Origin of the sequence: Faecalicatena contorta (assembly GCF_021531995.1) — a bacterium.
Classification (GTDB): Bacteria; Bacillota; Clostridia; order Lachnospirales; family Lachnospiraceae; genus Dorea_A; species Dorea_A contorta_A.
In genome coordinates this window covers 1-5908 of record NZ_JAFBIZ010000148.1, presented here as the reverse complement: position 1 = coordinate 5908, position 5908 = coordinate 1, and the positions used below count along the sequence as shown (strand labels likewise).

At 43.5% G+C, this 5908-nt stretch carries 4 protein-coding genes and 2 tRNA genes; 3 read left to right on the top strand and 3 right to left on the bottom strand.

Going from position 1 to position 5908, the window contains the following annotated elements:
• Positions 1-59: 59 nt before the first annotated feature.
• Both JQM82_RS14115 and JQM82_RS14110 read right to left on the bottom strand, forming a co-directional pair.
• Positions 60-2168: a glycoside hydrolase family 36 protein gene (locus JQM82_RS14115; RefSeq protein ID WP_235251036.1), complete on the bottom strand. Its 2109-nt coding sequence runs from the start codon at positions 2166-2168 to the stop codon at positions 60-62.
• Positions 2149-3198, bottom strand: a complete 1050-nt coding sequence (locus tag JQM82_RS14110) for a LacI family DNA-binding transcriptional regulator (protein ID WP_235251035.1) — start codon at positions 3196-3198, stop codon at positions 2149-2151. Before JQM82_RS14110 ends, JQM82_RS14115 begins: the two co-directional genes overlap by 20 nt.
• A 327-nt stretch (positions 3199-3525) precedes the next feature.
• Between JQM82_RS14110 and JQM82_RS14105 the strand changes: the two genes are divergently transcribed.
• Complete coding sequence (locus JQM82_RS14105; RefSeq protein WP_235251034.1) at positions 3526-4464, top strand: AraC family transcriptional regulator; 939 nt, start codon at positions 3526-3528, stop codon at positions 4462-4464.
• A 49-nt stretch (positions 4465-4513) separates the two neighbouring features.
• On the opposite strand, the gene JQM82_RS14100 is transcribed toward JQM82_RS14105, so the two are convergent.
• A tRNA-Arg gene (locus JQM82_RS14100) sits at positions 4514-4587 on the bottom strand.
• A 269-nt stretch (positions 4588-4856) separates the two neighbouring features.
• Between JQM82_RS14100 and JQM82_RS14095 the strand changes: the two genes are divergently transcribed.
• Together JQM82_RS14095 and JQM82_RS14090 are read left to right on the top strand one after the other, a co-directional pair.
• Complete coding sequence (locus tag JQM82_RS14095) at positions 4857-5723, top strand: pyridoxamine kinase (RefSeq protein WP_235251033.1); 867 nt, start codon at positions 4857-4859, stop codon at positions 5721-5723.
• A gap of 68 nt (positions 5724-5791) precedes the next feature.
• Positions 5792-5876, top strand: a tRNA-Ser gene (locus tag JQM82_RS14090).
• Positions 5877-5908: the final 32 nt, after the last annotated feature.

Sequence of the window (5908 nt, the reverse complement as noted above, 5' to 3'; positions counted from 1 at the left end):
AAAAAAGACACCATTTCGGGACTTATCAGCCCCAAAATAATGTCAAATTTCACGAATTTTTACTTGAAATTTAATTCAAAAACTCTTGCTGACGGTACACACGGAAGTTTTATCGCAAGTATCCCTGTTCGGGCATTCCACCTGTAGTCGCACTTTCCTTCCGAAGGATATGCACACCTTACATCCAGTTCTCGTCCCTGAAGGTGCGGAATCGGAAGTTCCATATATTCTCCACCGCCTCTTCGCCACACAGACAGATAAGTTGTCTGGCCGCCTCTCAATCCAAGGCTCACCCAGTCATCCGAAAACGAAGAGAAACCAAGAGGCCAGAATGGATAGGAACATCTGATATCCGAACGAATCGTCTTATAATAATCCAGACCTTCTTTCACCAGTTTTCTTCTTTCCGGGGCAATATCCACCATATGTCCACTTTGGTGTACACGCATCAGCATCGCATTGACCATATTAAAAATGGTCTCTTCATCGTTGCCTTCTATTCTCGGATAAGACCAGATCGCCGACTGCTCCATAGTTACTCCCAGAGGAGAGTTTGCTGCAATCGTAGCATAATTCAGATATCCTTCCTGATCGCTGGTTGACTGGATACTGTGCCTCTGCAGCATAGCATAATCCATCCGGAGTCCGCCGCTGGAACAGTTTTCAATAATCAGCTGCGGATATTTTTCAAATATGCCGTCCAGCCACTGAAGATATGCCCGTTCATGTCCGAGAAGTCCGTCTCCCACACTGTCCGCATCGATCTCTGTTCCCAGTCCGGGTTCTATATTATAATCCATCTTAATATATCCAACTCCATACTCCTGCACCAGACGATCAATCACCGCTGTTGCATGCGCACGGACCGAAGGATGCCTGAAATCCAGCTGATACCTGCTTCTGTCAAATACCCGTTTTCCATGTCTGTGAAAGAAACACTCCTCCGGCATATCCTTCACCTTCGGGCAGTTGATTCCCATCACTTCCAGTTCCAGCCAGAGTCCCGGTATCATCCCCCTGGATCTTATATAATCAATGACCTCTTTAATTCCGTTTGGAAAACGCTTATCAGACGGAAGCCATTCTCCTACTTCATCCCACCAGTATCCATCTGCGTACCAGCCTGCATCGATGCAGTAATATTCACAGCCGATTTCTGCTGCAGCATCAATCAGAGGCAGCTCTTTTTCCGTTGTCGGCTCTGCCCAGAGACAGTTCATATAGTCATTGAAAATAACAGCCAGTTTTTCATTATCTTCATTCGGTCTGCGGATTCTCCGACGGTATTTTGTAAGTTCTTCTGCCATCTCCTCATATCCGCCGCATACAGATCCTACTGCAACCGGAACGGAGACAAAGCTCTCCCCCGGTTTCAGATATTTGAACCAGTGTGACTGATTTTCCGTCGGACCGGAAAGCTGAAGATACAGATGATTCGTCTGATCACTGATCTCCCAGTGCCAGGATCCGTTCTGTTCAATCTGCCAGAACAGTCTGCTTCCTGTCTCCGTGTTAGACACACATCCCATCGGTAGGAATTCCTTCGCTGACCAGTTTCCGGTATTAGATACACCAAAGGCTTTGGAAGAACGCAGCGCCAGATCCGGCTGCGACTGTTCCAGTCCAAGCTTCGGCAGCGTATATTCTTTCCACTGTACTTCTCTTTGCCAGGAATTATGAACCACCGCCACTTTCATCTTCTGATCCCTCGGCAGGATTCCTTCTTTTTCAAGTCCGTTCAGATTAAAAGAAGTCACATATTCCAGCACCTGCTCTTCAGAACCACGATTCTCCACAACACTGCAGCATCTGACCATCGCAATCCCATCGTAAAACTGGAAATGGCTCGTCACATAGATTCCCGTCTCTTCATCACAGGTTACGAATTCCAGCTTACGTCCATATGCATTGCGCACATCCTGATGCGACACATACTTCATTCTGTATCCCGGAGCTGTCACGGTATACTTGGAACCATGCCTTTCTTCCGGGCGGTCCAGACCTGCAAGTTCAATCTCCACAAGCCGGAATCCCGTTCTTTCATAATCATTCCTGATAAGTTCTTCCTGAAACGGGAGCTGCGAAAAATGAAGGAATTTAACTTCATTCTGATCAGTGAGCTCAAACACCAGGTGAAGCCCATTCTCACTAATGTTGATTTTCTGCATTCTTCTGTTCCTTTCCATTCAAATAAACACTGTCCCTTTCTATCAGACAGGTTTCTATTTCTATTTCTTTTTCTTCCAGCTGCTTTCCATCCAGCAGTTCCAGCATAATCTGTGCAGCAATCTCTGCCTTTTTTACGTTGTCCACCCGAATCGTAGTCAGTCCCGGGACACTCAGTCTGGCAAACACGTCATCATCACAGCCTACAACAGATATGTCTTCCGGGATCCGGATATGCTGTCTCTTAAAATATCCGATCGCTTCTGCCGCATTAAAATCCGCCGAGAAAAAGATAGCTGCATGCTGCCCGGCATATTCAGCCAGTCTCTGATAGGTTTCCATCCTTTCCTCACGGGTCATTCCGAGCATAACTGATTCAAGGTGCACCTCTTCTTCCTGCTTTTCTCTGTAAGCCTTCACTACACCCTTATACCGCCGATAATCTGCACCTGTCTTCGAGTTTGAAACATATATAATCTTATGGATCCCCTGACGCAGCAGATATCGCATCATCTCTTCCCCGCAGATCTCATCGGTTGAAGTAATATTATAACATCCTTCCACATGTGAGCCATCCACATCCATATCGATAGATACAACCGGTTTTCCTGTCAGTTTCTTTATCTCCTGATAATATTGGGGGGGCAGGGATATCGAAACCACTCCGTCAACGTTCCATCCGAGAATCATCCTCATGACTTCCTGCATATTTTTCGAAGAACATAGCATGATATAATAACCCTTCTCTCGGAATGCACTTTCCAGCGTACCTATAACCGTACCATAAAATGGTCTTTCATACGGAGATCTCTCCACAAACTCCGGGGTACTAATCAATACTCCAATCATATTAGACTTCCGGTTCGTCAATGCATTTAATCCGAACCGCGGCACATAATTTTTCTCCTCCAGGATCTCCTGTATCTTCTTTACCATCTCCGGAGACACCTTTTTGGTTCTGCCATGCAGCACATTTGAAACTGTCGTTGCACTGACACCAACTTCTTCAGCTATTTCCTTAATTGTAATCATTTTCCCTCTCCAGACCACTCGAACTATACTTATTATTTAAAATAATATTATAGTACAAAACGCATCAATTTGAAACCATTTTTCAAACATTTTCGAGATCCGGAAGATACTTTTAAGCAGACAAAACCAAAAAGAGTTACGGGACGTTTTTTATATCAGAGTTACGATTTCTGCTTTTTAAAGCATCTGAAAATTCTTACTTCATCAGTATACCTTCTCACCTCTTGTGCGCCAATGTAATACAGTGATATTTTTTTGTATTCCAGCGACTTAACCATTGTATATTTCTTCACTCTGTGCTATAAGGGTATCAGGAGGAAATTTTTTATGAACCCAATATTTTACTTAAAATCCGACCTGCTTCCGCATATTTCTTATCTTGGGCATGCCGAACCGCCGGAAAACTGGAAACACTTTTACCGAAACAACACAGAATACATCCTGTACCTCATTGCATCTGGAGAAATGTATATAAACGAGAACGGAACCGAATATCCGCTGAAGCAGGGAGACATCATTCTCCTGGAGCCGGGTTATGAACAGATTGGATACCGGCCGGCAACATGCACCTACTATTTTGTGCACTTTCATCCTGCCACTTTTTCCAAACAGTGTATGCATACAAAAGAAGAGAACCAGAACATGATACGCGCGGCTCTTCATCGTAATTATACTGCGCCTTCCATTTCCGAATCTCATTATACCGATACATTTATCACAATTCCCAAATATATGCATATTGATAACCCGCAGACATTTTCTCAGATTACGCAGCAGATCATCTCTGCGATCCAGCGGGAGCAGACCAGACATATGTACTACAAATCCATTACTTCCGGGCACATTGTCGAAATGCTTTCCTTATACTCCAGCTACTGGATGCTTCACGCTTATGAGCAATCTTCCTCCAGCAGCAGCACAACAATGTATCACAAGATCAATGAACTACTGGATTATTTTCACTCTTCTTATCATCAAAAGATCACCAGCACTTCGATTGAGCAACTGCTTTCTGTAAATTTCGATTATCTGAACCGCATATTTAAAAAACAGACAGGCTCCACCATATTTGCCTATCTGAACCGCTACCGGACGGAACATGCCATGCAGCTGCTTCTTACTACAACCCTTCCATTGAATGAAATCGCGGAAAAAACCGGATTTTCTGACGAATATTACTTCAACCGGGTTTTTAAAAAGCAGGTAGGCATCACGCCTGCCAAATATAGAAAATCCGGAAACTCGATTGAAAATCGTTCTGTATAGAGAGTTTCCCATAGAAAAAAGCCTTGCAGATTATCTGCAAGGCTTTGCACGTGCGCGAGAAGATTCGAACTCCCGACCTTCTGGTCCGTAGCCAGACGCTCTATCCAGCTGAGCTACGCGCACATAACTGTAATTCATCACCACAGCGAAATTTATTATATCCTACTACTAAGAATATGTCAACACTTTTTCCAATTTTTTTTATTTTTCTTTTTCAATCTTATGCCAGTCTCTTAGACTGTATCTACCTTGCACATTCTCCATCATTATTTCCACATTCGAATCCTACTGGCCTGTATATAATCCTTTTATCTGGTCTTTTCAAAAAATCCACTTTGATGTTAAAATAGTTATATTATTTTCTGGAAATATAGCTGAAAGGAGTTCTTTCTATGAAAAAAATTGCTGTAATCAATGATTTATCCGGTCTGGGGAGATGTTCACTGACTGCTGCGATCTCAGTTCTATCGGCGATGGGTGTACAGGCATGTCCTCTTCCAACGGCTGTGTTAACAGCACAAACAGAATATCCCAGCTATTACTGCGATGATTTTACAGATAAGATTGATATCTACCGCCAGGAGTGGTTGAAATTGAATCAGCATTTTGACGGCATCTATACCGGATATGTTGCGAGTGTCCAGCAGATTCAGCAGATTATCCGCTTTATAGATACATTTAAAGAACCGGATACGTTTCTTCTGGTTGATCCTGTCATGGGGGATGACGGACAGACCTATGATGTATATACGCCGGATCTTCTGTGCCAGATGAAACAATTGGTATCACGTGCCGATATTATTACGCCAAATCTCACAGAATTCTGCCTGCTGACAGATATGGACTATCGCGAACTCATGAATCTGAAATTGTCCGAAGAAAAACTTATCCATAAACTACAGTCTCTAAGCCGCACACTCTGTCAGAATAGCGAAAAGACCATCATCATCACCGGAATATGCAGAAAAGATCCCGACGATGCTTTGAAGATCGACAACCTCTATCTTCATGGTACGGAATGTTCTTTTACTTCCGCCCCTTATATCGGAGGCAGTTACTCCGGAACCGGTGACCTGTTTGCCTCCTGCATGGCAGGTGGTATTGCTCGCGGAGATGCACTTCCTTCTCTTTTAAGAACGACCGGAGAATTTCTGGAAAACTCCCTGAAAGACTCTGTGCTGGAAAATATTCCGTATAATGATGGTGTAAACTATGAAAAATATCTCTCTATACTGATGCCGGAAATCGAAAATGTATAAACTTATAAAAAAATAAAAACAATTTAGGTATTCACAGTGTTCAGTCTTCTGTGTTATAATGCTTTCATGCAGCAGTGGTCGAGCGGCTGATGGCATCTGCCTCGAAAGCAGAAGAACCGCAAGGTTCCGGGGGTTCAAATCCCTCCTGCTGCGTTTTTTTATTGTTCAATTATATTGTCTTATGG

Excerpts from the sequence above, each read along its gene's own strand:
- JQM82_RS14115 (WP_235251036.1), bottom strand. The coding sequence starts at position 2,168 with ATGCAGAAAATCAACATTAGTGAGAATGGGCTTCACCTGGTGTTTGAG.
- JQM82_RS14110 (WP_235251035.1), bottom strand. The coding sequence starts at position 3,198 with ATGATTACAATTAAGGAAATAGCTGAAGAAGTTGGTGTCAGTGCAACG.
- JQM82_RS14105 (WP_235251034.1), top strand. The coding sequence starts at position 3,526 with ATGAACCCAATATTTTACTTAAAATCCGACCTGCTTCCGCATATTTCT.
- JQM82_RS14095 (WP_235251033.1), top strand. The coding sequence starts at position 4,857 with ATGAAAAAAATTGCTGTAATCAATGATTTATCCGGTCTGGGGAGATGT.